This is a genomic window from Saccharothrix saharensis (assembly GCF_006716745.1).
GTDB classification, from domain to species: Bacteria; Actinomycetota; Actinomycetes; order Mycobacteriales; family Pseudonocardiaceae; genus Actinosynnema; species Actinosynnema saharense.
This window is the reverse complement of the sequence record NZ_VFPP01000001.1, coordinates 5,512,302-5,538,698: the sequence shown is the minus strand read 5'-3', so window position 1 is coordinate 5,538,698 and position 26,397 is coordinate 5,512,302. Positions and strand designations below refer to the sequence as shown.

Annotated in this window: 23 protein-coding genes; 9 read left to right on the top strand and 14 right to left on the bottom strand. The window is 72.6% G+C overall.

The genetic code is table 11. The annotated features are described in order from the left end of the window. The first annotated feature begins 2 nt into the window (after window positions 1–2). Both FHX81_RS24840 and FHX81_RS24835 read left to right on the top strand, forming a co-directional pair. Window positions 3–851, top strand: coding sequence for a bifunctional methylenetetrahydrofolate dehydrogenase/methenyltetrahydrofolate cyclohydrolase (locus FHX81_RS24840; RefSeq protein ID WP_053721596.1), 849 nt, complete (start codon window positions 3–5; stop codon window positions 849–851). A gap of 19 nt (window positions 852–870) precedes the next feature. Next, window positions 871–1,164: a DUF3017 domain-containing protein gene (locus FHX81_RS24835; RefSeq protein ID WP_211363848.1), complete on the top strand. Its 294-nt coding sequence runs from the start codon at window positions 871–873 to the stop codon at window positions 1,162–1,164. Here FHX81_RS24835 and FHX81_RS24830 read toward each other — a convergent pair. Continuing rightward, window positions 1,139–1,726: a TetR/AcrR family transcriptional regulator gene (locus tag FHX81_RS24830; protein WP_211363554.1), complete on the bottom strand. Its 588-nt coding sequence runs from the start codon at window positions 1,724–1,726 to the stop codon at window positions 1,139–1,141. The genes FHX81_RS24835 and FHX81_RS24830 overlap by 26 nt on opposite strands. 78 nt (window positions 1,727–1,804) lie before the next feature. Here FHX81_RS24830 and FHX81_RS24825 point away from each other — a divergent pair, with 78 nt between their 5' ends. After that, on the top strand, window positions 1,805–2,371 hold the full coding sequence (locus FHX81_RS24825; protein ID WP_141980402.1) for a dihydrofolate reductase family protein: 567 nt from the start codon (window positions 1,805–1,807) through the stop codon (window positions 2,369–2,371). Window positions 2,372–2,760: 389 nt separating this feature from the next. Here the strand turns inward: FHX81_RS24825 and FHX81_RS24820 are convergent, their stop codons facing one another. Genes FHX81_RS24820 through FHX81_RS24805 form a run of 4 tightly spaced genes read right to left on the bottom strand, consistent with a single transcriptional unit; the run spans window position 2,761 to window position 8,812 of the window. Then, complete coding sequence (locus FHX81_RS24820; RefSeq protein ID WP_141980401.1) at window positions 2,761–6,063, bottom strand: error-prone DNA polymerase; 3,303 nt, start codon at window positions 6,061–6,063, stop codon at window positions 2,761–2,763. Continuing rightward, window positions 6,063–6,284 carry a hypothetical protein gene (locus FHX81_RS24815; RefSeq protein ID WP_141980400.1) on the bottom strand — a complete coding sequence of 74 codons (222 nt, stop codon included), beginning with the start codon at window positions 6,282–6,284 and terminating at the stop codon, window positions 6,063–6,065. Before FHX81_RS24815 ends, FHX81_RS24820 begins: the two co-directional genes overlap by 1 nt. Continuing rightward, on the bottom strand, window positions 6,284–7,879 hold the full coding sequence (locus tag FHX81_RS24810) for a DNA polymerase Y family protein (RefSeq protein ID WP_246107961.1): 1,596 nt from the start codon (window positions 7,877–7,879) through the stop codon (window positions 6,284–6,286). The genes FHX81_RS24815 and FHX81_RS24810 overlap by 1 nt, the downstream gene beginning before the upstream one ends. A gap of 3 nt (window positions 7,880–7,882) precedes the next feature. After that, entirely contained in the window at window positions 7,883–8,812 is a 930-nt protein-coding gene (locus FHX81_RS24805; RefSeq protein WP_141980399.1) for a hypothetical protein, read from the bottom strand. 200 nt (window positions 8,813–9,012) lie between these two features. Between FHX81_RS24805 and FHX81_RS24800 the strand changes: the two genes are divergently transcribed. Further along, on the top strand, window positions 9,013–9,759 hold the full coding sequence (locus tag FHX81_RS24800; RefSeq protein WP_141980398.1) for a hypothetical protein: 747 nt from the start codon (window positions 9,013–9,015) through the stop codon (window positions 9,757–9,759). A gap of 52 nt (window positions 9,760–9,811) precedes the next feature. On the opposite strand, the gene purH is transcribed toward FHX81_RS24800, so the two are convergent. The 7 genes from purH to FHX81_RS24765 all read right to left on the bottom strand — a co-directional run bounded on the left by purH (window position 9,812) and on the right by FHX81_RS24765 (window position 18,517). Continuing rightward, complete coding sequence (gene purH / locus FHX81_RS24795; protein ID WP_141980397.1) at window positions 9,812–11,395, bottom strand: bifunctional phosphoribosylaminoimidazolecarboxamide formyltransferase/IMP cyclohydrolase; 1,584 nt, start codon at window positions 11,393–11,395, stop codon at window positions 9,812–9,814. After that, window positions 11,392–12,027: a phosphoribosylglycinamide formyltransferase gene (gene purN / locus FHX81_RS24790; protein WP_141984115.1), complete on the bottom strand. Its 636-nt coding sequence runs from the start codon at window positions 12,025–12,027 to the stop codon at window positions 11,392–11,394. The genes purH and purN overlap by 4 nt, the downstream gene beginning before the upstream one ends. 55 nt (window positions 12,028–12,082) lie before the next feature. After that, on the bottom strand, window positions 12,083–13,606 hold the full coding sequence (locus tag FHX81_RS24785) for a cell division protein PerM (RefSeq protein ID WP_141980396.1): 1,524 nt from the start codon (window positions 13,604–13,606) through the stop codon (window positions 12,083–12,085). 102 nt (window positions 13,607–13,708) lie between these two features. After that, window positions 13,709–14,374 (bottom strand): DUF5336 domain-containing protein, encoded by a 666-nt coding sequence (locus FHX81_RS24780; protein ID WP_141980395.1) that lies wholly within the window; start codon window positions 14,372–14,374, stop codon window positions 13,709–13,711. 184 nt (window positions 14,375–14,558) lie between these two features. Next, window positions 14,559–15,449 (bottom strand): succinate--CoA ligase subunit alpha, encoded by an 891-nt coding sequence (gene sucD, locus FHX81_RS24775; RefSeq protein WP_141980394.1) that lies wholly within the window; start codon window positions 15,447–15,449, stop codon window positions 14,559–14,561. 2 nt (window positions 15,450–15,451) lie between these two features. After that, window positions 15,452–16,621, bottom strand: a complete 1,170-nt coding sequence (sucC, locus tag FHX81_RS24770) for an ADP-forming succinate--CoA ligase subunit beta (protein WP_141980393.1) — start codon at window positions 16,619–16,621, stop codon at window positions 15,452–15,454. Between the two features lie 267 nt (window positions 16,622–16,888). Then, window positions 16,889–18,517 carry a hypothetical protein gene (locus FHX81_RS24765; RefSeq protein ID WP_141980392.1) on the bottom strand — a complete coding sequence of 543 codons (1,629 nt, stop codon included), beginning with the start codon at window positions 18,515–18,517 and terminating at the stop codon, window positions 16,889–16,891. A 111-nt stretch (window positions 18,518–18,628) separates the two neighbouring features. Between FHX81_RS24765 and FHX81_RS24760 the strand changes: the two genes are divergently transcribed. Together FHX81_RS24760 and FHX81_RS24755 are read left to right on the top strand one after the other, a co-directional pair. After that, the gene (locus FHX81_RS24760) at window positions 18,629–19,603 is read left to right on the top strand and encodes an esterase/lipase family protein (RefSeq protein WP_141980391.1); all 975 of its coding nucleotides are present in this window, start codon (window positions 18,629–18,631) and stop codon (window positions 19,601–19,603) included. Window positions 19,604–19,893: 290 nt separating this feature from the next. After that, window positions 19,894–20,613: a M23 family metallopeptidase gene (locus FHX81_RS24755; protein ID WP_246107960.1), complete on the top strand. Its 720-nt coding sequence runs from the start codon at window positions 19,894–19,896 to the stop codon at window positions 20,611–20,613. Between the two features lie 369 nt (window positions 20,614–20,982). Here the strand turns inward: FHX81_RS24755 and pcrA are convergent, their stop codons facing one another. Beyond that, window positions 20,983–23,307 (bottom strand): DNA helicase PcrA, encoded by a 2,325-nt coding sequence (gene pcrA / locus FHX81_RS24750; RefSeq protein WP_141980390.1) that lies wholly within the window; start codon window positions 23,305–23,307, stop codon window positions 20,983–20,985. 216 nt (window positions 23,308–23,523) lie between these two features. On the opposite strand from pcrA, the gene FHX81_RS24745 reads away from it, so the two are divergent. Continuing rightward, window positions 23,524–23,820, top strand: a complete 297-nt coding sequence (locus FHX81_RS24745; protein WP_141980389.1) for a chorismate mutase — start codon at window positions 23,524–23,526, stop codon at window positions 23,818–23,820. A gap of 12 nt (window positions 23,821–23,832) precedes the next feature. Here the strand turns inward: FHX81_RS24745 and FHX81_RS24740 are convergent, their stop codons facing one another. Beyond that, window positions 23,833–24,897, bottom strand: coding sequence for an arginase family protein (locus FHX81_RS24740; RefSeq protein ID WP_141980388.1), 1,065 nt, complete (start codon window positions 24,895–24,897; stop codon window positions 23,833–23,835). A 64-nt stretch (window positions 24,898–24,961) separates the two neighbouring features. On the opposite strand from FHX81_RS24740, the gene FHX81_RS24735 reads away from it, so the two are divergent. Both FHX81_RS24735 and FHX81_RS24730 read left to right on the top strand, forming a co-directional pair. Beyond that, window positions 24,962–25,276 carry a hypothetical protein gene (locus FHX81_RS24735; RefSeq protein ID WP_141980387.1) on the top strand — a complete coding sequence of 105 codons (315 nt, stop codon included), beginning with the start codon at window positions 24,962–24,964 and terminating at the stop codon, window positions 25,274–25,276. 212 nt (window positions 25,277–25,488) lie between these two features. Next, window positions 25,489–26,361: a hypothetical protein gene (locus FHX81_RS24730; protein WP_141980386.1), complete on the top strand. Its 873-nt coding sequence runs from the start codon at window positions 25,489–25,491 to the stop codon at window positions 26,359–26,361. Window positions 26,362–26,397 lie beyond the last annotated feature (36 nt).

Sequence of the window (26,397 nt, the reverse complement as noted above, 5' to 3'; positions counted from 1 at the left end):
ACGTGACTGCGACGATCCTCAACGGCAGGGCCACCCGGGACGCGATCTTCGAAGACCTGCGGGCGCGGGTCGGCGCGTTGCGCGAGCGGGGGGTGACGCCGGGGCTGGCCACCGTGCTGGTCGGTGACGACCCGGGCTCGCACTCGTACGTGCGGGGCAAGCACCTGGCGTGCGAGAAGGTCGGCATCACCTCGATCCGCCGCGACCTGCCCGCGGACACCACGCAGGCCCAGCTCGAAGAGGTCATCGACGAGCTGAACGCCGACCCGGCGTGCACCGCTTACATCGTGCAGCTCCCGCTGCCCAAGCACCTGGACCCGAACCCGATTCTGGAGCGCATCGACCCGCGCAAGGACGGCGACGGCCTGCACCCCGTGAACCTGGGCAAGCTGGTGCTCGGCGACGAGGCGCCGCTGCCCGCCACCCCGCGCGGCGTGGTCGAGCTGCTGCGGCGTTACGACGTGCCGCTGTCGGGCGCGAACGTCACCGTCGTGGGTCGTGGCGTGACGGTCGGCAGGCCGATCGGGCTGCTGCTGACCAGGCGTTCGGAGAACGCCACCGTGACGTTGTGCCACACCGGCACGAAGGACCTGGCCGCCGAGGTGCGGCGGGCGGACATCGTGGTCGCGGGCGCGGGCAGCCCCGGCCTGATCACCGCCGACATGGTCAAGCCCGGTGCCGCCGTGGTCGACGTCGGCATCACCCGCACCGAAGCCGGCCTGGTGGGCGACGTTCACCCGTCCGTGGCCGAGGTGGCGGGTTTCCTCGCCCCGATCCCGGGTGGCGCGGGCCCGATGACCATTGCCATGCTGCTGACCAACACGGTCGAGGCAGCCGAGCGCACGGCCTGAGGCGGAAGCGGTGGAGTTGTTGCCGGAACAGCGCTGGCGGTCCGCGGCGGGCAAGCACCTGCCGTTCGCGCTGGTGCTCGTGGTGGCCGGGCTCGGTCTGCTCCGGATCGTGCAGTACCACTGGCGGCAGGGCGCGGTCCTGATCGGCCTCGCCCTGCTCATCGCCGCGCTGCTGCGCGTCCTGGTGACCGACGAGCAGGCCGGGCTGATCGCCATCCGGGGCCGCAGCGTCGACGCGTTGCTCTACTCGGGCCTGGGCGTCGCCGTGATCTTCGTGGCCATGACCATCATCGGTGGCCCCCTGGACCGCTGACCAGCGTCCGCTCGACCAGTTCCGTGATCACCTCGCCCATCTGGTCCTCGGGCAGCACGTCGGGCAGGGTCAACCGCTCCACCATCAGGCCGCTCATCGCCAGGTAGAGCGACACCACCGTGGTGCGGTCGCCGGGCAGGCCCGCGTCCAGGTGGAAGCGGACGTTCTGCTCCAGGTTCTCGCTGATCGTCCTGGTCAGCGCCGCCTGCAACTCCGGCCGCCTGGTGGCCTCCAGCCGCAGCTCCAACAACGCCAGGTACCCCGTCCGGTCCACCTGGAGCCGCTCGAGCAACTCCTGGAGCAACCGCACCACGAGGCTCTTGTCGGGCGGCCCCGCCATCGTCTCCGCCAACCGCTGGGCGTCGGGCGAGAGGCGCACGTGGATGTGCTCCCCGACCTGTCGCAACAGGTCGTCCCGGTTGGCGAAGTAGTTCGACGCGGTGCCGTTGGGCACCCCCGCCTCCTGGTCGACGGCGCGGAACGTCAACCCTCGCGCACCCTCCCGCGCCAGCACCTCGATAGCCGCGTTGACCAACGCCGTACGCCTGTTCGGGTTACGCACAAGATCCCTCCTTGACAACCACTCCAGCCATAGTACTACAGTCGGAGTGGTAACCGACACCCCCGAAGGAGCCCGACCATGCGAACCCTGACCTACTTCATCGCGACCTCGCTCGACGGCTTCATCGCCGACCCGAAGGGCGGCTTCGGCGACTTCCTCTTCGAAGGCGACCACATGACCGCCCTCTTCGAGGAGTACCCCGACACCCTGCCCGCCCAGGCCCGCGAGGCGATGGGCATCGACGCCCCGAACAAGACCTTCGACACGATCCTCATGGGCCGCGCCACCTACCAAGTCCCGGGCGGACTACCGAGCCCTTATCCCCACCTGCGCCAATACGTCGTCTCCACCAGGCTGACCACCACCCCGCCCGACGTCGAAGTGATCGCCGAAAGCCCCTTGGCCAGGGTCCGCGAGCTCAAAGAAGAGCCAGGCCTGGGCATCTGGCTGTGCGGCGGCGGACGACTCGCCGCCACCCTTCTACCCGAGATCGACGAACTAGTCCTGAAGATCCACCCGATCGTGCTAGGCAAGGGCATCCCCCTCTTCGCCGGCGACACCCCCACCACCCACTTCGCCAAGGCCACCACCAGAACCTTCGACACCGGCGTCATCTTCGCCACCTACACCAAATCCGACACCTGACCCACCGATCCCCCAACCCCGCAACGAACCCGCCACCAACCCGCAAAGCCCGATTCGACATGGGTTCGGGTGTCATAGGCCGGACGAAGCCGCGCAGGCCTGGCGGGCGCTTCATCCGCCAGGCCTGCCCGGCTTCGGCCGGCCCGGGTGCCCGTAAACGAGAGGGACTCTGCCGCCGGGAACAACGCACGACAACCGCAGTGACCGGAGGTGACGAGCGGCGGCGATTGAGAGGACCAACGGCGGGCAGCGGGTCGACGAGAGCCGTGCGGCACGGGGAAGCGGTGGCGGCGGGGCGCGTACGACACCACTTCACGCGATCCGGTTAAGCACAATCAGGCAGCACAATCCGGGTGCGGCGACACCCCGGATCCAACAATGACCCGCTTTCAGCGAAAATCCCGGGATCGGGACGGGATTCGCAGGTCCAACTGCTGCAACCGTTCCGCGCGAACGCTGATCACACCTTCCGCGGCCTCCACCACCCCCCTGATCAACAACGCCGGGCTGGTCCGCGCGACCTTGCGGTACCGCGCCCACAAGCCGGTGGTGCAGACGACGTTGACCATCCCGGTCTCGTCCTCGATGTTGAGGAACGTGACCCCGCCGGCGGTACCAGGGCGCTGGCGGTGGGTCACCGCGCCGCCGATCAGCACCCTGGTGCCGTCGGGCACCTCGGCCAACGCCGCGGTCGGCAACGCGCCGAGGGAGGTCAGCCGTTCGCGGACGAACTCGGTCGGGAAGCTGTCCGGGGACAGCCCCATCGCCCACACGTCCGCCACCGCCAGTTCGACCTCGTCCATCCCCGGCAGGGCGGGTGCCTCGGTGCCGACCACGGTGCCGGGCAGGCGGTCGGGTCGGATCCTCGCCACGGCTCCCGCCGACCACAGCGCCGCCCGCCGGTCCAGCCCGAAGCACCCGAACGCGCCGGCCGTCGCCATGGCCTCCACCTGCGCGGTGGTCAGGCGGACCCGCGCGCCGAAGTCCGCCATGTCCCGGAACGGGCCACCGCCCGACTCCCGGTGCGCGACGACCTCTTCGGCGACCTGCTGCCCGATGGTCCGGATGCCGCCCAACCCGATGCGCACGGCCTGCTCGCCGTCCACCAGTTCGAGGGTGGCGTGCGCGAGGCTGGAGTTCACGTCGGGCCCGAGCACCCGCACACCGTGCCGCCGGGCGTCCGCGACCAGCGACTGCGGCGAGTAGAAGCCCATGGGCTGGGCCCGCAGCAGCGCCGCGCAGAACGCGGCCGGGTGGTACAGCTTGAACCACGCGCTGACGAACACGAGGTGCGCGAAGCTGAGCGCGTGGCTTTCCGGGAAGCCGAAGTTGGCGAACGCCAACAACTTCGCGTAGATGCTCTCGGCCAGCTCGGGACCGATGCCGTTGGCCTTCGCGCCCTCGTAGAAGCGCTCCCGGAGGCGTTCCATGCGGTGCGTCGAGCGTTTCGCGCCCATGGCGCGCCGCAGCTCGTCGGCCTCGGCGGGGCTGAAGTCGGCCACGTCGACGGCGATCTGCATGAGCTGCTCCTGGAACAGCGGCACGCCGAGGGTCTTCTTGAGCGCGCTCTCCAGCAGGGGGTGGTCGTAGTCCCACTGCTCCTTGCCGTTGCGGCGACGGATGTAGGGGTGCACCGAGCCGCCCTGGATCGGGCCGGGCCGGATCAGGGCGACCTCCACCACCAGGTCGTAGAACGTGCGGGGCTTGAGCCGGGGCAGGGTCGCCATCTGGGCGCGGCTCTCCACCTGGAACACGCCCACAGAGTCGGCGCGCTGCAGCATCTCGTAGACGCGCTGGTCCTCCAGGTCGAGGTCGCCGATGTCCACCTCGACGCCCTCGTGCTCGCGCACCAGGTCGATGGCGTAGTGCAACGCCGACAGCATGCCCAGCCCGAGCAGGTCGAACTTGACCAACCCGATGGACGCGCAGTCGTCCTTGTCCCACTGCAGCACCGTGCGGTCGGTCATCCGGCCCTTCTCCACCGGGCACACCTCGCTGACCGGGCGGTCGCAGATGACCATGCCACCGGAGTGGATGCCGAGGTGCCGGGGGAAGTTCTCCAGCTCGGCGGCCAGCTCCAGCACCGGACCGGGGATGCCGCTCTCCTCCACCGTCGACCGCAGCGGCCCCCAGCGGTCGATCTGCTTGCTCCACGCGTCCTGCTGGCCGGGCGAGTAGCCGAGCGCCCGCGCCACGTCCCGGATCGCCGACCGGCCGCGGTAGCTGATGACGTTGGCGACCTGCGCGGCGTGCCGTCGCCCGTACTTGCGGTAGACGTACTGGATGGCCTCCTCGCGGCGGTCGGACTCGATGTCGAGGTCGATGTCGGGCGGTCCGTCGCGGGCCGGCGCCAGGAACCGCTCGAAGAGCAGGTCGAAGCGGACCGCGTCGACGTTGGTGATGCCCAGGGCGTAGCAGACCGCGGAGTTCGCGGCCGAGCCCCGGCCCTGGCAGAGGATGCCGTTGCGCCGGCAGAACGAGACGATGTCGTGCACGACGAGGAAGTAGCCGGGGAAGTTCAGCTCCTGGATGATCTTCAGCTCGTGCTCGACCTGCCGGTACGCCCTGGGGTTCTCGCCGATCGACCGGTACCGGCGGGCCGCGCCCTCGTAGGTCAGCTCGCGCAGGTAGCTGTTCTCGTCGTGCCCCGGCGGCACGTCGAACGGCGGCAGTTGCGGTGCGATCAGCCTGAGGTCGAACTGGCACTGCAGGCCGAGCACGGCCGAGCGGTGCACCGCGCCGGGGAACCGGGCGAACCGCCGGGCCATCTCCTCCCCCGACCGCAGGCACGCCGTGCGGCCGGGCGGCAACCAGCCCGCCATCTCGTCCAGGCTGCGCCGCGCCCGCACCGCCGCCATCGCCGCCGCCAACCGGCCGCGCGCGGGCACGGCGTAGTGCGCGGCGTTCGTCGCCACGGTCGGCAGCCCCAGGTCGTGCGCCATGCCCCACAGCAGGTCGTTGCGCGGGCCGTCCTCGGGGTAGCCGTGGTCGGTCAGCTCCACGAACACCCGGTCCGCCCCGTACAGGTCGACCAGCCGGCGCAGCTGCGCGAACGCCGCTTCCGGCCCTTCCCGCGCCAACGCCCGGCGCACCGCGCCCTTGCGGCAGCCGGTGAGCACGACGCAGTCGTCCCGGGTGTCCGCGACGACCTCCTCCAGCCGGTACGCGGGCCGCCCCTTCTCGCTGCCGTCCGCGAGCTGGCCGGTGGTGATCGTGCGGCACAACGCGTGGTAGCCGTCGCGGTTGGTGGCCAGCAGGAGCAGGTGCTCGCCTTCCGGGTCGGGCACGCCGTTCTGCGGCGCGGACAGCCCGAGGCTCAGCTCCGTGCCGAACACCGTGCGCACGCCGAGCTCCTTGGCGGCCTCGGCGAACCGCACCACGCCGTACATGCCGTCGTGGTCGGTCAGCGCCAACCCGTCCAAGCCGAGCTGCTGCGCCGCCTCCACCAGCTCCTCGGGGTGGCTCGCGCCGTCGAGGAAGCTGAAGTTGGAGTGGCAGTGCAGCTCGACGTACGGCACGCGGGCGCGGGTCGAGCCGAGCTCGTCCACCTTGACCGAGAAGTCGGGCGGCGCTTCGTAGCGCTCACGGCGGTGCGTCCACGCGGGGCTGTCACCGCCGTCGGGGGCCGGTGGTTTCCCCGACAGCGCGCGTTCCAGCTCCGACCACCGGACCGGTGGGTTGTTCCAGCCCATCAGCGCAAGTCGTCGGGTGCTCGGCGGGGTGCCGGGATCAGCAGCTCCGGGACGGGTGGCGGCAGGTGCGCCGGGAGCCGGCCGAAGTCCACCGCGTAGGCCGGTCCGCCGCACCGGTCCGGCACGTCGCGCTGCTCCGGCACGGCGCAGGCGTCCAGCCACCCGGCCGGCCCACGGCGATCCCGCGCGTGGCGCCCCTGCTCGGGAAAGTCACCGCTCATCAGTCGTACACCCCTTCCACCGCCCACTTGCCACCCGCCCGGATCAGCAGGAACGCCTGCTCCTCGCCGTCCGCGGCGGTTCCCAGCACTTGCAGCCGGGCGCCGCGCATCGCGTTCTCCGCGTCCCACCAGCGCTCGTCCACCGGCCACGGCCCCGACCACGCCACGACCTGCCGCACCCGGCCGCCGTGCACGATCCGGTGCGGCCGCACGACCAGCTCGGCGTAGCCGGTGACCACGACGTCCGCGCCCGAGGAGTCGAGCAGCGCGACCGGTTCGGGTTCGGCGAACACCGTCGCGGGTGACGGCGCGGGCAGCTGCCCCGGCCACGGCTGGTCCGGGTCCGCCGCCGGGGTGCGTTCGTCGCCCCACGGCACCAGCCGCACCCGTTCGACCGGTCCGCGTCCACCGCCGAGCACGGGCGTGAGCACGGCGTCCGGCCCGAGCAGGCCTTGGACGTGCACCATCGCGCGCGCCGCGCGGTCGGCCGCCTCACCCTGGTCCTGGCCCGCACCCGGCCACAGGCCGAGCTGGAGCGCGGTGGCGTCGACCACCTCTTCGGGGTCGAGCCGGAGTCGGTGGACGCCGGCGGTGAGCCGGGCACGGGTGAGCCAGCCGTCGAGCTGCCAGCGGACGCGGTCCGCGATGCCCTGCGGGGTGAGCGGCTCGGCGCAGCGCCACACCCGGTGCAGCTCCTCGCCGTTCTCGGTGGTGGCGCGGATGCCCAGGCGGGTGCAGGCCAGGCCGCGGTCGGCGAGGCCCGCGTGCAGGCGTTCGGCGAGGCCCTTGGCCGCGAACGCCGCCGCGTCGACCCGGTCGATCGGCGGGTCGAGGTCGCGGGTGACCGACAGCTCGGGTGACGGGCGGCGGCGCGACCGGGGACGTTCCTCCAGCCCGGCGGCCAGCCGGTGGGCCAGCACGGCGGCGCGGCCGAAGCGGGTGGCGACGTCCCGCTCGGGCACGGCGGCGAACGCGCCGAGGGTGCGCAGGCCGAGGCGGCGCAGCAGGTCGACCAGCTCGGCGCGGTCCTGGCGGCGTTCGGCGGGTTGGTCGAGCTCGTGGATGCCCAGCGGTGCGAGGAACTCGCGGGTCCGGTCGGCCGGCACGATCAGGCCGCGGTGCGCGGCCAGGGTCGCCGCGAACAGCCCGTCGCCGAACCCGACCTGCGCCTCGACCCCGGCGTGGACCGCGATGTGGTCGACCAGGCGCTCGGCCGCTGCCTCGGCGGACTTGAAGTACCCGACGGGCCCTTGGGCCGCGACGACCACGAGCCCCGGCCGGACCACCTCGATGCCGGGCGCGAGCTCCTCCACCGCCGCCGCGACCGGTTCGAAGAGCCGGGCGTCGCGCACTTCGTCGTACTCGAAGACGGCCAGCTCGGGACACTGCCCCTGCGCCGCCCGCCGCCTCATCCCGCGCCGCACCCCTTCGGCTCGGGCGACCGCCGAGCAGGCGACGACTTCATTCGCCCGGACGACGGCGGCGGGCAGGTGCGGCGGCAACGAGGCCTCGGCGGCGGCCGCCGCCACCGGCCAGTCGGGGCACCAGACGGCAAGCGTGTACAGGGGGTTCACCTTCTTCCGGGGGACGTCCACGGCTCACCCCGCCTCGACGGGGGTCGGGAACGCCAGGCAGGTGGCGGAGGGCATGGGCGAGTCGGCGGGCGGACCGGCGGGCACGCCGCTCGGCGGGCCGACCGCCGACCGGTCGACCGCGGACAGATCAGCGCTCACCGGACGACGGGCCGGCAGACCGGCGCTCAGCGCACCTGCGGTCGACAGGCCGGCAGCAGGGACATCGGTGCTCGGTGAACCGGCGGACGGTGGGTGGGTCGACGGGGCGGCGGGGGACCGAGGTGGGTCGGTGCTCGGGACGGGGGCCAGAGTCGGGCGTCGGGACGGCACGTCGGTGTTCCCTGGCAGCACCACGGTGGTTCGGCGTGGCCTGGCGGCGGCTCCTCGGCCGGTGGCCTGCACGGTGACGGTGTGGGAGGTCAGCAGGCCGTGGCCGGCGGACAGGCCCGTCCACCGACCGGAGGTTGCCGTCAGCTCCACGTCCGAGCCGGGCCACGGCACGGTGAACGGCAGCAGGACCGCCTTGCGGTGGCGGGCCCTGGCGGAGAGCTTGCGCGAGGTCGCCGGGGTGACCGGGGTGGCGAGGGCCACCAGGTCGAAGCCGTCCAGCAGGGCGGCCACGGTCTTCTCGACCTCGCCCTGGTCCCGGCCAGGTCGGGGGACCAGGGCGAGTCGATGGACGGCCACGCCCAACTCGGCCGCCGCGAGTGCCCCACACCCCGGCAGGCCGACCACGGCCGCCCAGCACCCTTCTCCTGTCGCCGCGGCCATCAGCGCGAGCAGCAACGATGTCGACCCGCGCACCGACACCGTGCTGCCCCGCCGCAGGCCGCCCCACGGGAGGAGCCCTGCCAGTTCCCCGCGAACCGGCAGGGTCCGAGCCGGTGCCGTGGTCAGCTCGCCCGCCGCGCCTACCCCGAGCGCGGTCAGCGTCGCCGTTGCCGACCTGGACACCCGCCCTCCTCCCACTGATCCGCGCGCACCCCTGTGCGCGGATCGCCGTGGGAAGTTCGGCGACCTGCCTGTCGAACACTTGTTCGAACGACACGGTGATCTTATCGCGAAGCGACCACCCGCTGTCAATGCCGACCGCGTCCCCGATCGGGTGGCCGGCAGACTGCTCCGCGCGCACCGACCGCACCACGGGGGGAACCGTGAACGCACCGCAGCACCCGCAACACCCGCAGCAACCCCAGCACCGGCCCCAGCAGCAGCCACCGCCCGGCCACCAGCCCGGCTACGGCCCACCCCCCGGCTTCCCGCAGCCGCCCGCCGGCTACGGCCCGCCGCGCAAGAAGCGCACCGGCCTGGTCGTCGGCATCGTCATCGGCGTCGTCGCGCTCGTCCTGGCCGGCGTGGTCGGCTCGATGTACCTCGACTACATCGACGAGCCCGGCGGCGGCCCCGGCGCGGAGCCCATCGCCCAGTGCGTGCTCAGCGACGCCCTGAAAGCCCAGGCGCACGTGAGCAGCTTCCGCCTCATCCAGGCACCGACCGACGCCGAGAAGGGCATGAAGCAGACCCACTGCGCGTGGGAGCAGACCAAGGGCAGGGACGGCCGCGACACGCGCCGCCTCAGCTTCCTCGTCTACGACTTCACCACGTTCTCCGACAAGCAGGACCGCAACCTCGACCAGGCCCACGACAACTACACGAGCTTCATGTCGTACGGCACCGGCGACCAGGCCAAGACGCTCGACCTCGGCGACGAGTCGATGGTCTTCATCCCGTCCTCGCCGACCGACCTCACCGAGGTGAAGCTGCTGGTCCGCAAGGGCACCGTGGTGTGGAACATCAGCTACATGGGCCACGACAAGGGCTTCTTCACCGACTCCGGCTTCCCGCTCGAGGACGCCGAGGCGGTGGCCGTCGAAGCGGCCGGGGAACTGATCTCGAAGTAACGCCGAGGGGGCTCCTCGCACCCGGCGAAGAGCCCCCTCGACCAACCAGCGCCTAGTGCGCGAAGTGCCGCGTGCCGGTCAGGTACACGGTCACGCCGGCCGCCTCCGCCGCCGCGATCACCTCCGCGTCACGCACCGACCCGCCGGGCTGCACGACCGCGCGCACGCCGGCCTCCAGCAGCACCTCCAGCCCGTCCGGGAACGGGAAGAACGCGTCCGACGCGGCCACCGAACCCCGCGCCCGGTCACCGGCCCGCGCCACCGCCAGCCGAGCCGCGTCGACCCGGTTGACCTGGCCCATGCCGGCGCCGACGGTCGCACCGCCGGACGCGAGCAGGATCGCGTTCGACTTCACCGCCCGGCACGCCCGCCACACGAACGCCAGGTCGGCCAGGCCCTCCTCGTCCAACGGCGTGCCGCACGCCAACGTCCACTTGGCCGGGTCGTCGCCCTCGGCCTCGATCGTGTCCGCCGTCTGCACCAACAACCCGCCCGACACCGCGCGCATCTCCACGCCACCGCGCTCGGGCGCCGGCGCGACCAGGATGCGGATGTTCTTCTTGCGCGTGAGCACGTCCACCGCGCCGTCGGCGTACGAGGGCGCGATGATCACCTCGGTGAAGATCTCCGCGACCTGCTCCGCCAGCTCCACGGTCACCTCGCGGTTCACCGCGATCACGCCGCCGAACGCGCTCACCGGGTCGCACGCGTGCGCGTTGCGGTGCGCCTCGGCGATCGCGCCCGGACCGTCCACCCGGGACACCGCGATGCCGCACGGGTTGGCGTGCTTGATGATCGCCACGCACGGCAGCTCGTGGTCCCACGCCGCGCGCCACGCCGCGTCGGCGTCCACGAAGTTGTTGTAGGACATCTCCTTGCCGTGCAGCTGCTCGGCCGTCGCCAGCCCGGAACACCCGTCGCCCTGCGTGTACAGCGCGGCCCGCTGGTGCGGGTTCTCGCCGTAGCGCAGCACCTGCTTGCGGTTCCACGTCGCGCCGACCCAGCCGGGGAAGCCGGAGTTCTCGTCGTCCGGGGCGACGACGCTGCCCAGCCACGACGCCACGGCCACGTCGTACGACGCGGTGTGCCGGAACGCCTCCACGGCCAGCCGCTGCCGCTCGGCCTGCGTGAACCCGCCGGCCTCGACCTGCTCCAGCACCCACGGGTACCGCGACGGGTCCACCACCACGGCGACGCCGGCGTGGTTCTTCGCCGACGCGCGCACCATGGCCGGCCCGCCGATGTCGATCTGCTCGACGCACTCGTCGGCCGACGCGCCCGACGCCACGGTCTGGCTGAACGGGTACAGGTTCACCACCAGCAGGTCGAACGGCTCGATGCCCAGCTCGCGCAGCTTCGCCACGTGCGCTTCGCGGCGGGTGTCGGCGAGCAGCCCCGCGTGCACGCCGGGGTGCAGCGTCTTCACCCGGCCGTCCAGCACCTCCGGGAACCCGGTGACCTGCTCGACCGGCGTCACCGGCACGCCCGCGTCGGCCAGCGCGCGCGCCGTGCCGCCGGTCGAGACGATCTCGACTCCGGCCGCGTGCAGGCCGGTGGCCAGTTCCAGCAGCCCCGACTTGTCGGAAACCCCGATCAGGGCCCGGCGAACCGGTCGCCTCTCGGCAGGAGTGGTCACGGGATGCTCACCTTTCGTCCGTTCACGGTGCAGCCCTCGCGGGCCAGGCGGGCGACCACGTCGACGAGCAGCCGCCGCTCCACCACCTTGATGCGCTCGTGCAGGCTTTCGACGTCGTCGTCATCGGCGACGACGACCGCCTCCTGGGCCAGGATCGGCCCGGTGTCCACCCCGCCGTCCACGAGGTGCACGGTCGCGCCGGTCACCTTCACGCCGTAGTCGACGGCGTCGCGGACGCCGTGCGCGCCGGGGAAGGCGGGCAGCAGCGCGGGGTGGGTGTTGACCATCCGGCCGCCGAAGCGGGCCAGGAAGGCGGGTCCGAGGATCTTCATGAACCCGGCGGAGACCACCAGGTCGGGCTCGTGCGCCCCGACGGCGTCGGCCAGCGCGGCGTCCCACGCGTCGCGGTCGGCGTGGTCGCGCAGCTTCACCGCGAAGGTGGGGACGTCGGCGCGCTCGGCGCGGCTGAGGCCTTCGATGCCGTCGCGGTCCGCGCCGACGGCGACCACCTCGACCGGGTATCCGGGGTCGGCCGCCGCGTCCAGCAACGCCTGCATCAGCGTGCCGGAACCGGAGACGAGGACGACGACCCTGGCGGGGACGGGAAGCCGGAGTGTGGTCGCGGCGCTCAGCGTGCTCTCCTTGCTGGGGACTGTCACAGCAGCTCAAGAGCAGCCTAGGCGTTGCCTAACGGGGCTTGTCGGCCAGGTCCTCCGGCTCGGCGTCCTCGGCCTCGTCCGAGTCCTCGGGGCCGGGGTCCCCGTCGGAGTCGGGGTCGGAGTCGTCGGAGTCGTCGAGGTCGGGGTCGGCGTCCTCGGCCAACTCCTCGTCGAGGTCGTCGTACTCGTCGAGGTCGTGGTCGAACTCCTCGCCGTCCTCGATCCCGTCGTCCTCTTCCTCGTCGAACTCCTCTTCGACTTCTTCGGCGTCCTCGTCGTACTCGGCTTCCTCGTCGTAGTCCTCGTAGTCCTCTTCGTCGTGGTCCGCTTCGTCCACGACGACCTCCGGTTCCGGCTCGGGTTCCACCACGCGCGGCGGCCGCGGTCCGGCGAACCAGGCCACCACCGCGCCCGGCGCGGTCACCCAGCCGAACGCGAGCACGGCCAGCAGCCCGGCCGGGACGGTGACCGGGTCGAACGCACCGCCGCCCAGCGCACCACCCGCCACCGCCGCCAGCACCAGCGCGCCGACGCCCACCGTGACCGCCGCGACCAGCACCGCGCGCACCCGCGCCCGGGGCGTCTCGGCCGCGTCCCGCAGCGAGAACCCGACCAGCACGCCGACCACCCCCGGCAGCACGAGCACCAGCGGCAGGTAGGCCGCCTGCTCCTCCGGCAACGCGGCCAGCAGCGGCACGGCGGGCACCGGGCCGCCGACGAACTCCAGCGGGGTCACCACCACCGAGCCGATCGAGAACCCCGAGCCCACCACGTACGACAGCGCGCCGACCACCGCGTTCGGCAGGTACGCCAGGCACAGCAGCCAGATGCCCAGGCCGGTGCCGATCGTCCCGCCGGTCTGGTCGAACAACGACGCCGTGGTGGACCACGAGAACACGAGCCCCAGCGCCAGCACCAGGGCGCCCGCCGCCACCAGCGCGAACAGCGCCGACGCGCCCGCGCGCAACCCGCGCCGCGCCACCGGGTCGACCCGCTCGAACACGACCTCGACCAGGCCGCAGCGCTGCGCGACACCCGCGACCGCCGCCACCCCGGACACCACCGCGCACCCGAAGAACGCCACCGCGGGCGTCGCCCGGACCGGCCCCTCGTCACCCATCAGGAACGCGATCAGGCTGCCCACCACGGCGTGCGCGCCGGCGATGCTGAACACCACCGACCGCGCCTGCAACGGCTCGAACAGCCCCAACCGGTCCGCCGCGGCCGCGGCCGCCCGGTACACCAGCAGCATCACCAGCGCGGTCGGCAGCAGCGGCAGCAGGCCGAGCTGCCCGCCGTCGAAGCGCAGCGGCACGTGGTGGGCGACCAGCCAGCCCGGCGCGGCGGCGGTGAGCACGCCGGTCGTGGAGAAGGATGCGTGCGCGGCCGTCGAGGAGACCAGCGCGAGCAGCGCCGCCACCCCGGCGTAGCCGATGACCACCGAACCGGCGGCGGTCATCGTGAGCACGCGCAGCCGTTCGGCGCGGGAGAACTCGGGCGGTCGGACGGAGTCCGTCACGACACCGTGCGAGGTCGTTTGCTGCACCGACATCCTCCCACTGTCCCAGTAGCGGTGAGCCGTTCGGGCGAGGCTCGCCGGACACGCGAAGAGGGGTGGCGCCGGACCACCGGCGCCACCCCTCCCGAGACGTGCTCAGCCCTGCTGCGGGCCGCCGAACCCGCCGGGCGGCGTGCCCTGGCCCGGCTGCTGGCCGGGCTGCTGGCCGGGCTGGCCGAACTGCCCCGGCTGCGGCATGTAGGACGTCGGCTGCGGCTGGTTGGGCTGCTGGCCCTGCGGCGGCGGCGGGGCCTGCTGGCCGAACTGGCCGGACGGCGGGCCGAACTGCTGCGGCTGCTGACCCTGCTGCGGGAACGCGCCCGAGTGCGGGTTCCAGCCACCCGGCTGGCCGTAGACGTTCGCGGTCTTCGGCTGGAGCTTCACGATGCCGGTCTCCAGCAGCAGGCTCAGCACGACCGCCGCGGTCAGCAGCAGCGACACGATCAGCAGCACGATCTGCATGCCCTGGACGTCGGCCTCGGTGGTGATCAGGCCCTGGAGCAGCCCCAGCGTGGGGATCAGCGCGAACGGCACGGCGGCGTACAGCAGGCCCTTGGGCGCCTGCGGCAGCACCGAGAGACCGGCGAGCGTGCCCGCGGCGTACAGGTACTCCGAGGACGGCACGTCGTCGGCGAACGCGAGCAGGAACGCGATCAGCGCCAGACCGGCCGCCACCAGCGGGAGGATGAGGTTCAGGTTCACACCCACCGCCGGCTGCGCCGGACCCGGCGGCTGCTGAGGGGCGCCGTACGGCTGGGACATGATGCGGTCTCCTCCACCTGCGGGACTGATCTCGGGTCGACAGAACGCTAGCCGATGCGCACTCTCCGACGACGACCGGACTCCCGTGGTTCCCCCCAATGTGCGCATTGACTGGTCCGGAAGCGCACAGAGGGCCACCTCCCGGTGGAGGCGGCCCTCGGCGCTTTGCCCGAACGGCTCAACGTCAGCCGATCGTCTGCATGATCTCCCGCATGATGGCGGCCGTCTCGCTCGGCGTCTTGCCGACCTTGACGCCCGCCGCCTCCAGGGCTTCCTTCTTCGCCTGCGCGGTGCCGGCCGAGCCGGACACGATCGCGCCCGCGTGGCCCATCGTCTTGCCCTCGGGCGCGGTGAAGCCCGCCACGTAGCCGACGACCGGCTTGGTGACGTTGTCCTTGATGTAGGCCGCGGCCCGCTCCTCGGCGTCGCCGCCGATCTCGCCGATCATCACGATCGCCGCGGTGTCCGGGTCGGCCTCGAAGGCCGCCAGCGCGTCGATGTGGGTGGTGCCGATGATCGGGTCGCCGCCGATGCCGATGGCGGTGGAGAAGCCGAAGTCGCGCAGCTCGTACATCATCTGGTAGGTCAGCGTGCCCGACTTGGACACCAGGCCGATCTTGCCCGCGCCGGAGATGTTGGCCGGGATGATGCCGGCGTTGGACTGCCCGGGGCTGATCAGACCGGGGCAGTTCGGCCCGATGATCCGGGTCTTGTTGCCGGTCGCCACGGCGTGCGCCCAGAACGCGGCGGTGTCGTGCACCGGGATGCCCTCGGTGATCACGACGGCCAGGCCGATGCCCGCGTCGATCGCCTCGATCACGGCCGCCTTGGCGAACGCCGGCGGCACGAAGATCACGGTGACGTCGGCGCCGGTGGCCTCCATGGCCTCGGCCACGGTGCCGAACACCGGCAGCACGGTGCCGTCGAAGTCGACCTTCTCGCCGGCCTTGCGCGGGTTCACGCCACCGACGATGGTCGTGCCGGAGGCCAGCATCCGCTTGGTGTGCTTGGTGCCCTCGGCACCGGTCATGCCCTGGACGATGACCTTGCTGTCCTTGGTGATGAAGATAGCCATCGTCAGACCCCCGCAGCCGCGAGCTCGGCGGCCTTGTCGGCCGCGTTGTCCATAGTGTCCACCACGGTGACCAGCGGGTGGTTGGCCTCGGCGAGGATCCGGCGGCCCTCCTCCACGTTGTTGCCGTCGAGGCGGACCACGAGCGGCTTGGAGGCCTCGTCGCCCAGGATGCCCAGCGCGGCCACGATGCCGTTGGCGACCGCGTCGCACGCGGTGATGCCGCCGAAGACGTTCACGAAGACCGAACGCACGTCGGGGTCGTGCAGGATGATGTCCAGGCCGTTGGCCATGACCTCGGCCGACGCGCCGCCGCCGATGTCGAGGAAGTTCGCGGGCTTGACGCCGTTGTGCTTCTCACCGGCGTACGCCACCACGTCGAGCGTGGACATCACGAGACCGGCGCCGTTGCCGATGATGCCGACCTGGCCGTCCAGCTTGACGTAGTTGAGGCCCTTGGCCTTGGCCTTGGCCTCCAGCGGGTCCTCGGCCTGCTTGTCCACCAGCTCCTCGTGGGCGGGGTGGCGGAACGAGGCGTTCTCGTCGAGGGTGACCTTGCCGTCGAGCGCGACGATCCTGCCCTCGGGGTCGCGGACCAGCGGGTTGACCTCGACCAGCGTGGCGTCCTCGGAGACGAAGGTCTCCCAGAGCTTCACGATGACGTCGGCGACCTGGTCGGCCACCTCGGCCGGGAACTTCGCGGCGGCCACGATCTCGTCGGCCTTGGCGCGGTCGACGCCCTTGATCGCGTCCACGGGCACCTTGGCCAGGGCCTCGGGCTTGGTCGCGGCGACCTCTTCGATGTCCATGCCGCCCTCGACGCTGGCCATGGCCAGGAAGGTGCGGTTGGCGCGGTCGAGGAGGAAGGAGAAGTAGTACTCCTCGGCGATGTCGGACGCCGGGGTCACCAGCACGCGGTGCACGATGTGACCCTTGATGTCCAAACCGAGGATCGCCTCCGCCTTGGCCTCGGTCTCGTCCGGGTTCTCGGCGAGCTTGACGCCACCCGCCTTGCCACGGCCGCCGGTCTTGACCTGGGCCTTGACCACGACGGTCTGCCCGAAGCGCTCGGCGATGGCCTTGGCCTCGGCGGGGGTGGTCGCCACGTCGCCCGGAAGTACCGGGACGTCGTGGGCGGCGAAGAGGTCCTTCGCCTGGTACTCGTACAGGTCCACTCGGGTCTCCTGCGACGTCGGTGTCGGACACCGCGTCATGTCGTGCGGTCCTCTGAGGTCCGGCGCTCCAGGCTGGAGCCTGGTGCCCACACGTACCAGGCATCACCTGGAACGCCGGCACAGCCGTGGGGGGACCGGCTCGACGCGGCTTCGCAAGACACTATCGACCAGGCCGGACTCCACCGCACCCCACGCCCGTGAAGTCCGTCATAGAGGTGGTGAGGTCGATCACCACGCGCCGGCGGGACCGGCCGGCGGGTGACCGATTCAGCGGGCCGTCCGCAGCGCGCCCGCGACGATGAACGCGACGGTCGCGGCGGCGGCCAGCCAGAGCCCCGGCCCGGGTGCGGCCTCGGCGGCGCGGGCGGCGGTGAGCGGGTACTCCCAGGCGCGGACGGCCGTCACGACCGCCGCGCCGAGCAGCAGCGCCGCGCCCCGACCGGGCCGCGCCTTGAGCGCGACCACCCCGGCGACCACCACCGCGAGCAACGCCACCAGGAGGCCGGAGGAGCCGACCCGCAGCCCGAACGCCCCGATCGGCACGTAGTCCGGCGCCCGCAGCACGGGCAGGGCGAACGCGCCGAGCGCGAGCAGCACCGCGATCAGGGTGGCGGCGACCAGCGGCAGCGCGGGCTCGGTCGGGCTCGTGCCCACCTCGTCCCGCTCGACCGCGCCGGCCAGGGCGGCGGTGGCGGCGGCAGCCGCGGCGGCGACGACCGCGCCCGCGGTGAACCACACGCCGACGCCGGGCTGCACGACGTCGACCTTGGTCGCGGTGAAGACGGCGTCCAGCGCGACGGCGGCCGCCAGCGCGACGGTGGCGGTGACGACGGTGAACGCGGGCCGGACGGCGGCCTTGACCGGCAGCGCGGCGGCCAGCACGCCGGTGGCGATGGCGGCGGGCCACAGCAGGCGCGCCGCGTAGTCGGCCGGCGGCGGGAAGCCGTCGGGCAGGACCAGGTGGTCGGTGGACGCGCCGACGGCCGCGGCCGCGGCGGCGACCAGGCCGAGCACGGCCGCGATGACGTGCAGCCGGCGCGCGCCCGGCAGCGCGACGGCGTGCTCCTCGACGTCCTCGTCCTTGACGGCGCGCTGCGGCCAGGCGAGCGCGACGGCGGCGGCCAGGGCCAGGAACGGGCCGACCGCCGGGCCGACGCCGTCGACGACGAAGCCGGTGACGACGGGCGGCAGGGCGACGGCGAGCACGACGGCCGCGAGGCCGACCAACCCGCCCTTGCGCGCCTCGTGGGTGGTGGCGCTGGCGGCGAGGACGGCGAGCGCGGGCGCGGCCAGGGTGAGCACGAGGCCACCGAGCATGGGCAGCGTCGGCGAGTCGAACGTGCCGCGCGCGGGGATGAGCGCGTCGGTCGAGGTGAACGGGGCGGTGAACAGGCCGAGACCCGCGAGGGTGCCGGCCGTGGCGGGCAGCACGAAGCTCGCCCGCTCGCTGCGCACGTCCGGTTCCGCGCCGAGGGTGGCCAGCACTCCCGCGACGACCAGCAGGACGTGCCCGGCGAGCAGCAGCCACAGGCCCGCCGCCGGGGCGGGGGGCTCCAGGCTGGTCAGCCGGAACAGCTCGGGCCGGGCCGCGTCCACCGGGTCGACCAGCAGGTGCAGGTCGTCGAGCAGGCGGCCGACGGCGAACACGGCCGGCGCGACCAGGGCCGCGGCGGCGGTGAGCACCTGGCCGCGGACCAGGAACAGCGCGGCCAGGGCCGTGGGCAGCAGGGCAAGCGGCGCGAGCAGCGGCCAGGAGGTGAACGCGGGCGGCGCGGAGCCGTCGACCACGCCGACAGCCGGGGCCACCGCGGTGAGCAGCGCGCCCGCCGCGGCCACCCCCACCGCCGTCCGGAGTCTCGCGGGGGCCGTGGAGACCGGTTCAGCGGTTCGGATCACCGGTCGGACGCTAGCAAAACCGGGCGGGTGGCGACGGACGGCCGGCGGCGGTTGTGGACATCGACCGTCGGGTACTCGCAGTTGGTGGGGGCATCACTTACTTTCAGCCCTATGGGTGACGCGGTGCGGCGTCTCGTGGGGTCGTGGGCGGACCGCGTCGGCGCCGGCGTGGACACCGGGCGGGCCGTCGCGGGCGAGGCACTGGGGCTCGCGGGCGGTGTGCTGCGGGCCGCCGCTTCACCCGGAGGGGTGCGCGGCGTCGCCGTCGAAGCCGCCTGGCTGGCCGCGCGCACCGTGCTCTACCCGTGGGGCGTCCTGGAAGAACAGGTGAAGCCGGACGGCCACTTCCGCGCCTACCGCACCGACCACCTGCCGCCCCGGCAGCGCGGCCTGGTGGTTTCGTCCATGGAAGCGGCGGGCACCCCGATCGTGCTGGTGCACGGCATCGGGGACAACCGGTCCGCCTTCGCGGTGCTTTCGGGGGCGCTGCGGAGGCGTGGCTTCGGCGTGGTGCACGCCGTGAACTACAGCGTGTTGACCGCGTTGACGGGGGACGTCCGGCGGTCGGCGGCGCTGCTCGGGGAGCACGTCGAGCGGATCTGCGCGGAGACCGGGTCCGACCGGGTGCACGTGGTGGGGCACTCGCTGGGCGGGCTGATCGCGCGCTATTACGTGCAGCGCCTGGACGGCGACGCCCGCGTCCGCACGCTCGTGACGCTGGGGACCCCGCACCTGGGCACGATGACCGCCTACCTGGTGCCCACCCCGCTGACCAGGCAGTTGAGGCCCGGATCGGACCTGCTGTCCGAATTGGCCGAACCGTCCCGCCCGTGCCGGACGAGGTTCGTCGTGGTCTGGAGCGAGATGGACCAGGTGGTCGTGCCCCAGCGGAACGCCCGGTTGGAGCACCCCTCGTTGGTCGTCGAAGAGCACCGGATACGTGATTCAGGTCACCTTTCACTACCGGTCGACACGCGCACGCTTCACCTCATTGTGAGCGCCCTCACACGTTCGGACGACAACCTGGATCACCCCATCGTGCCTGGACCCGCCGTGTTTGCCGCCGGCGATTATGACCCTGCGTGACGACTCATACGCGGGGATGTCCCACTGACCGCTAAACGGTCATGTTCAGGTTCGGGGATTGCCCTTAGGGGCTCCGCGCCGTTATCTTCCCCCGGTCCGTTGTCACGGTCTGGTCACAACCAGGACGACGAGTCGGTACCCCGACCGGCTCAACCGGGATCCCCCGCCCGGCAGTCCGACCGGACTCCCCGAAGACGGAAGGCCAGGTTTTGTCTCAACACCGCTCCCCCGGCGGCCATACGAGTTCTGCTGTGCTCGAAGAAGCGGTAGACCGCGCTTCGACGCGCACGGTGAGCACGCACCGGCTCCCGCCCCCGCCCTCGGCGCTGCGCGGACGGATCGTGGTCGCCGCGGTCGCCGTCGGCGCCTTCGCCGCCGCCGGCGCGGGGCAGACGCTCCACGCGCTCGGCTCCGACTCGCCGTCCCAGGCCGACGAGGTCACCCCGCTCGCGAACGCCGCCGCCGACGGCGCCGCCGCGTTCGGCGTCGGTGGCACCGGCCCCGCGTCCCCGCAGGTCCTGCCCGTCGCCAAGACGGTCGACCCCGCGGCCGAGGCGCAGAAGCTCGTCAAGAGCCAGCACATCACCGAGACCCGCGAGGCCGAAGAGGCCGAGGCGCGTCGCCCCAAGTTCGCCCGCCCCGCCGCGGGTGACTTCACGTCCGGCTACGGCGGTCGCTGGGGCGAGATGCACTACGGCATCGACATCGCGGGCCCCATCGGCACGCCGATCCTGTCCGCCGCGGATGGTGTCGTGATCGAGGCCGGTCCCGCAAGCGGTTTTGGCCTGTGGGTCAAGGTCGAGCACGCCGACGGCTCCGTGACCGTCTACGGCCACGTGGACACCTACTCGGTGCGCAAGGGCCAGCGGGTCATGGCGGGCGAGCAGATCGCGCGCATGGGCAACCGCGGCTTCTCCACCGGCCCGCACCTGCACTTCGAGGTGTGGAACCCGGACGGCAAGAAGATCAACCCGCTGACCTGGCTGAACTCCAAGGGCATCAGCGTCTGAGCCGATCCGGCTCGTCACCGGCGCACAGTGGAGGGGCCGGGCTGCTGAGCAGCCCGGCCCCTCCACTGTGCGGAACTCCCCCGCGTGGAACCGCCCCCTGAGGTGATCCCCTCTCGCGGTCACCGCCCCGACACGGCTCCCGCACCTGCTGCACCCCCGTGCAGCCCCCCGCTGCCGTCAAGCGGGTCCCTCCGACCGGCTCACCCCGAACGACCCGGCCCTCCCGCTCGTGACACCTCTAGAGACGCACGGGCCCGATTCGGGTTGCGCGGGAATTTCGCCACGTTCAGGTGAACACCGGACGACCCCCTGGGGGGTCGACCGGCCACCTGTGCACACGTAAGACGGCGAACTACGGCTGAGCGCGCCTCAGAGCTTCACGAGGGGTACGCCGCCGATGAGCATCAGCCGCACCGTCCCCGCGCCGCCGAAGTCGATCGTGGCGGTCGCACGGGGCCCTGAGCCGTCCACGGCCACCACGCGGCCGAGCCCGTACTTGTCGTGGCTCACCCGGTCACCCACGTCCAGCTTCAGCGCGGGCGTGTCCTTCCAGCCCGCGTTCGTCGGCGCCGGGCGGGACGGGCCCGAACCGCGGCTCCACGACGTCGGCGCGGACGGCGCGGTGCGCTTGGGCTCCAGCCGCCGCCAGTCGAGCAGGTCGGCCGGGATCTCGTCGAGGAACCGCGACGCCGGGTTCGCCGACGGCTGGCCCCACGCCGAGCGCACCAGCGCCCGCGACAGGTAGAGCCGCTTCTGGGCGCGCGTGATGCCCACGTACGCCAGGCGGCGCTCCTCGGCCAGCTCCGTCGGGTCGCCCAGGGCCCGCATGTGCGGGAAGACGCCGTCCTCCCAGCCGGTGCAGAACACCACCGGGTACTCCAGGCCCTTGGCGGTGTGCAGCGTCATCAGCGTGACCACGCCGTCGGACTCCGCGTCCGGCACCGAGTCGGCGTCCGCGACCAGCGACACCCGCTCCAGGAACGCGGCCAGCGAGCCCTCGGCGGGCAGGCCCTCCGAATCGGCTACCGCCTCGTCGGGCGCGGGGGCCGCCGTGCCCAGGTCGGTGAACTCGCGGGCCACGGTGACCAGCTCGTTCAGGTTCTCGACCCGGGTGTGGTCCTGCGGGTCCTCGCTGGCCTCCAGCTCGGCCCGGTAGGCGGTCTGCTCCAGCACCGCTTCGAGGATGTCGGCCACGTCGTCGCCGCGCTCGACCAGCCGCCCCAGCTCGTCCATCATCTCGACGAACCCGGCGATCGCGTTGCGCGAGCGCGGGTTGAGCAGCGGCACCTTGCCGGTGACCGCGTCGCGCAGCGCCGCCGCGAAGCCGATCCGCTCGCGCTCGGCGTACATCGACACGCACGCCTCGGCGCGCTCGCCGATGCCGCGCTTGGGCACGTTGAGGATGCGCCGCAGCGACACCGTGTCGTCGGGGTTGGACAGCGCCCGCAGGTAGGCCAGGGCGTCGCGCACCTCGCGCCGCTCGTAGAACCGGACGCCGCCGACCACCCGGTAGGGCAGGCCGAGGCGGATGAAGATCTCCTCGAACACGCGCGACTGGTTGTTGGTGCGGTAGAACACGGCGATCTCGCCGTTGTTCGCCTCGCCCGTGTCGACCAGGCGGTCGATCTCGTTGGCGACGAACTGCGCCTCGTCGTGCTCGTTGTCCGCGACGTAGCCGACGATCTTCTCGCCGTCGCCCAGGTCGCTCCACAGCCGCTTGTCCCGGCGGTTCGGGTTGCGCGAGATGACCGCGTTGGCCGCGGTCAGGATGGTCTGGGTGGACCGGTAGTTCTGCTCCAGCAGGATCGTGGTGGCCTGCGGGTAGTCGCGCTCGAACTCCACGATGTTGCGGATCGTCGCGCCGCGGAAGGCGTAGATCGACTGGTCGGCGTCGCCCACCACGCACAGCTCGCCCGGCGGCACGCCGTCCGCGCCGGTCCCGATCAGCTCGCGGACCAGCGTGTACTGGGCGTGGTTGGTGTCCTGGTACTCGTCGACCAGCACGTGCCGGAACCGGCGGTGGTAGTGCTCGGCCACGTCCGGGTGGTTCTGCAGCAGCTCGACGGTCCGCATGATCAGGTCGTCGAAGTCCAGCGAGTTCGAGTCGCCGAGCCGGCGCTGGTAGCTCTCGTAGACCTCGGCGACGCGGCGCTCCAGGTCGTTGGTCGCGCGCTCCTTGGCGGTGGCGGCGTCGACCAGCTCGTTCTTCAGGTTCGAGATGTGGATCGCCAGCGTGCGGGCCGGGTAGCGCTTGGGGTCCAGGTCGAGGTCGCGCGCCACCAGCGTGATGAGCCGGCGGGTGTCGTCGGAGTCGTAGATGGAGAAGTTCGACGACATGCCGAGCGTCTTGGCCTCGCGGCGCATGACCCGCACGCACATCGAGTGGAACGTGGACACCCACATCGAGCGGGCCCGCGCGCCGACCAGGTCGGCCACGCGCTCCTTCATCTCGGCGGCGGCCTTGTTGGTGAAGGTGATCGCCATGACCTCACCGGGGTGCACGTCGCGCTCGGCGAGCAGGTAGGCGATCCGACGGGTGAGCACGCGCGTCTTGCCCGAGCCCGCACCCGCGACGACCAGCAGCGGGGCGCCCGAGTGCTCGACGGCCCGACGCTGGGACGGGTTGAGGTCTTCGAGCAGCCGCGCGGACCGGGAGGCAGGGGGACTTGCAGGCAAGTCGAACAAGGCGCTCATCGCCTGTCCACGTTACCGGGTACCACCGACAGCCCGTGGCTGTGGCATGATGAGCGGGTGCGCATGGCCCACTTCGAGTTTTTTTACGGGAACCGGACTCCGGCTCCCGTGGACCGCTAGCGCCGACAAGCCACCACGAAGCCCCGGAGTCCTCGGACCCCGGGGCTTCGCTGCTGCCAGGGCTGGGACTCCAACCAGAGTCGAGAGGTCGTCACGATGAACAGCACCGAAACCGCCCCGGGGATCGAGACCGACGCGGAGACCGACACCAACCCGGACATCGACGCGCTGCGCGCGGAGATCGACCACCTGGACGCGGAGCTGCTGCGGCTGGTCAAGCGGCGGGTCGAGGTCTCCAAGATCATCGGTGCGGCGCGGATGGCCGCCGGCGGCACGCGGATCGTGCACAACCGGGAGATCGACGTGATCAACCGGTACAAGGAGCTCGGCCCGGACGGCCGCGACCTGGCCATGATCCTGCTCAAGCTGGGCCGCGGCCACCTCGGCAGGTGAGCCCGGCGGCGGTCAACCGCCGGCGAACTGCCAGCCGGTCAGCGCGGCCTTGGCCTCGGCCAGGTCCGCGCCGACCAGCTGGGTGTCGTCCGGGACGTAGGCCAGCGGGTCGTCCAGCAGTTCCAGGCCGAGCAGTCCCTCCACCAGGGCGTGCAGGCACAGGGCCGCGTAGCCGCGCAGGTAGCCGCCCTCCTGGGTGAGCACGGTCGGCAGGCCGAGGCCGGAGACCGCCCGACCGATGTCGCGGTAGCCGCCGGCGGTGAGGTTGTGCCTGCCGTTCGGGTCGAACGCCGACCCGTCGAAGCCCGACGCGCAGACCAGGAAGTCCGCGCCGAACTCGGCCAGCGCCGGGAACGCGATCTCGGCCAGCGCCCGCCGGTACGCCTCGTCGCCCGCGCCCAGGGACAGCTCGACGTTGATGTTCGAGGTCCCCGACTCGGCGGGCGCGCCGGTCTGCGGGTGGTTCCCGGCCCACGGCCCGTGCCGCATGTGCACGGACACCGTGAGCACGTCGGGGGTGTCGCGGAACACCTCCTGCGTGCCGTTGCCGTGGTGGACGTCCCAGTCCAGGACGGCGACCCGGCGGCCCGCCCGCCGGGCCGTCTCGGCGACCAGCGCGGCGTTGTTGACCAGGCAGTACCCGTCCGCAGCGGTCGGCTGGGCGTGGTGGCCGGGCGGGCGGACCAGGGCGTACGCCAGGCGCGTGCGACCGGCCGCGACCGCCTCGTAGGCCGCCAGCGAGGTGCCGGCGGCGGCGCGGATCGCGTCCCACGAGCCGGGGCCGACGACGGTGTTCACCTCGACGGCGGTGCGCTGCCGGCACGCGGCGCGCAGCTCGGCCAGGTAGGACGGCGCGTGGACGCGGGCCAGCTCCTCGTCGTCGGCGAACCGGCCGGTCGACCACGACAGGTGCGGCGCGACCGGGCCGTGGCGCAGCGCGTGCCGGAACGTGCGCAGCCGGGCCGCGTTCTCCGGGTGCGGTTCGGGCGCGTCGAGCCACTCCCACCGGCCGGGCAGCTCCCACAGCCCCTCGCCGGTGTCGTGCTCGAGGCAGGCGTCGTGCCAGAAGACATCCACCCCCGGGAGATATCAGGGCGATCACGGATGGTCCAGCGGGTTTGGCCGCGGGCACACTGGTGCCATGGTCATCGGTCTCATCACGGGCCTCATCGCGATCCTGGGTGTGCTCGCCGCGCTGGCGCACGACGGGTACCTCGCGATGCTCGGTTCCGCCGCCAAGTCCAAGCGCGCCGCGGGCGCGCCCATCGCCCAGTACGTGCGCAGCCGGTGGACCCTCGCCGGGGTGACGACGATCATCGCGCTCGTCGGCCTGCTGATCACGTCGGGCGAGGGCGTCTCGGGCGACATCATCGGCGCGCTCATCGCGGGCGGCGCCGGCCTGGCCGCCACCAACGCGCTCCAGGGCACGAGGAAGAAGCTGAACAGCGGCAGCTAGAAGGTTCACTCTTACGTGTGTCGATCAGCCCCACAAGGCTGATCTGCGCAGCTCTACGTGCACCCTGCACCTACCCTGAGGTGGCGGCGGGGTCCTCGGCGTCCCACCCCCAATTCCCCGCGCCACCGGGAAACCCACCAGGTGAGTCCGACCCATCAGGGTGAAGAACCGCGAGGGCCGTCAGGTCTGGGGGCGGGAGGGGTCTGCACAGCATGGACATCGGGGAACCGGAACGGTCGGGTCGGCATCGGCTGGAGGACGGGGCGGCGATCTGGCTGCCCATGGGCGGGGAGCTGGACCACACACCGCTCGGGCGCGCGCCGGCGCCACCTCCACCACCTCCGCCCGACCCGCTGGTGGACACCGACGCGATGGGGCTGGGCAAGTTCAACATCGGGCTCGTGCCCGCGTCCGTGACGCCGCCCCGGACCTGGCGGTTCGCCGCCTGGTTCGCCGTGCTGTCCTCGGCGGGCGTGCTGGTCGGCCTGGCCGTCGCCGCGGCGAGCCTGGTCGGCACGAACGGCCCGACGGAGCGCATCGGGCTGCCCGGCTACCCGACCGACGTGCCGCTGCTGAGCGGCTTCCCCACCACCCCGCCCGCGCCGCCGCCGCCGACACCGCGCCGCGAGCCCGCCGAGGCCGTGGCGAACGGCCTGGTGGCCGCGAGCGGTGAGCGCGCCGCGCCCGGCTCCGCGGCGGACCGCACCGGGGACGCCCCGGTCCCGCAGACGTCCGCGCACGTCACCACCGTGCCCGCGGACGCGCGGCCGATCGTGGACCCGGAGACCATCGCGGAGAACACCGAGCTGTTCTACGAAGGGGTCGCGGCCGACTCCGGCAGCGCGCTGGCGCTGGTGTCGGACACGTTCCGGCTGGCCGGCGAGGTGCTGCTGGCCGAGGAGTTCGGCGACGTGTCGCTGATCGAGGTGCGGGAGATCACCGTGGACCCGACCCGGGGCATCACGGTGAGCACGCTGGAGGTGACCCGCAAGGACGGGTCGCGGAGCACGGAGAGGCGCGAGCTGGTGTTCACCACCGGCGGCGTGCCGCTGATCGATGGCGAACGGCGCGCCTCCGGGGCCTGAACCCGCACCCCGGGTGGGTGTCGTTCCGTAGTCCTT

Excerpts from the sequence above, each read along its gene's own strand:
- FHX81_RS24735 (WP_141980387.1), top strand. The coding sequence starts at position 24,962 with ATGGTCATCGGTCTCATCACGGGCCTCATCGCGATCCTGGGTGTGCTC.
- pcrA (WP_141980390.1), bottom strand. The coding sequence starts at position 23,307 with ATGAGCGCCTTGTTCGACTTGCCTGCAAGTCCCCCTGCCTCCCGGTCC.
- FHX81_RS24820 (WP_141980401.1), bottom strand. The coding sequence starts at position 6,063 with ATGGGCTGGAACAACCCACCGGTCCGGTGGTCGGAGCTGGAACGCGCG.
- FHX81_RS24825 (WP_141980402.1), top strand. The coding sequence starts at position 1,805 with ATGCGAACCCTGACCTACTTCATCGCGACCTCGCTCGACGGCTTCATC.
- FHX81_RS24730 (WP_141980386.1), top strand. The coding sequence starts at position 25,489 with ATGGACATCGGGGAACCGGAACGGTCGGGTCGGCATCGGCTGGAGGAC.
- FHX81_RS24815 (WP_141980400.1), bottom strand. The coding sequence starts at position 6,284 with ATGAGCGGTGACTTTCCCGAGCAGGGGCGCCACGCGCGGGATCGCCGT.
- FHX81_RS24780 (WP_141980395.1), bottom strand. The coding sequence starts at position 14,374 with ATGTCCCAGCCGTACGGCGCCCCTCAGCAGCCGCCGGGTCCGGCGCAG.
- FHX81_RS24745 (WP_141980389.1), top strand. The coding sequence starts at position 23,524 with ATGAACAGCACCGAAACCGCCCCGGGGATCGAGACCGACGCGGAGACC.
- sucD (WP_141980394.1), bottom strand. The coding sequence starts at position 15,449 with ATGGCTATCTTCATCACCAAGGACAGCAAGGTCATCGTCCAGGGCATG.
- FHX81_RS24785 (WP_141980396.1), bottom strand. The coding sequence starts at position 13,606 with ATGTCGGTGCAGCAAACGACCTCGCACGGTGTCGTGACGGACTCCGTC.
- FHX81_RS24760 (WP_141980391.1), top strand. The coding sequence starts at position 18,629 with ATGGGTGACGCGGTGCGGCGTCTCGTGGGGTCGTGGGCGGACCGCGTC.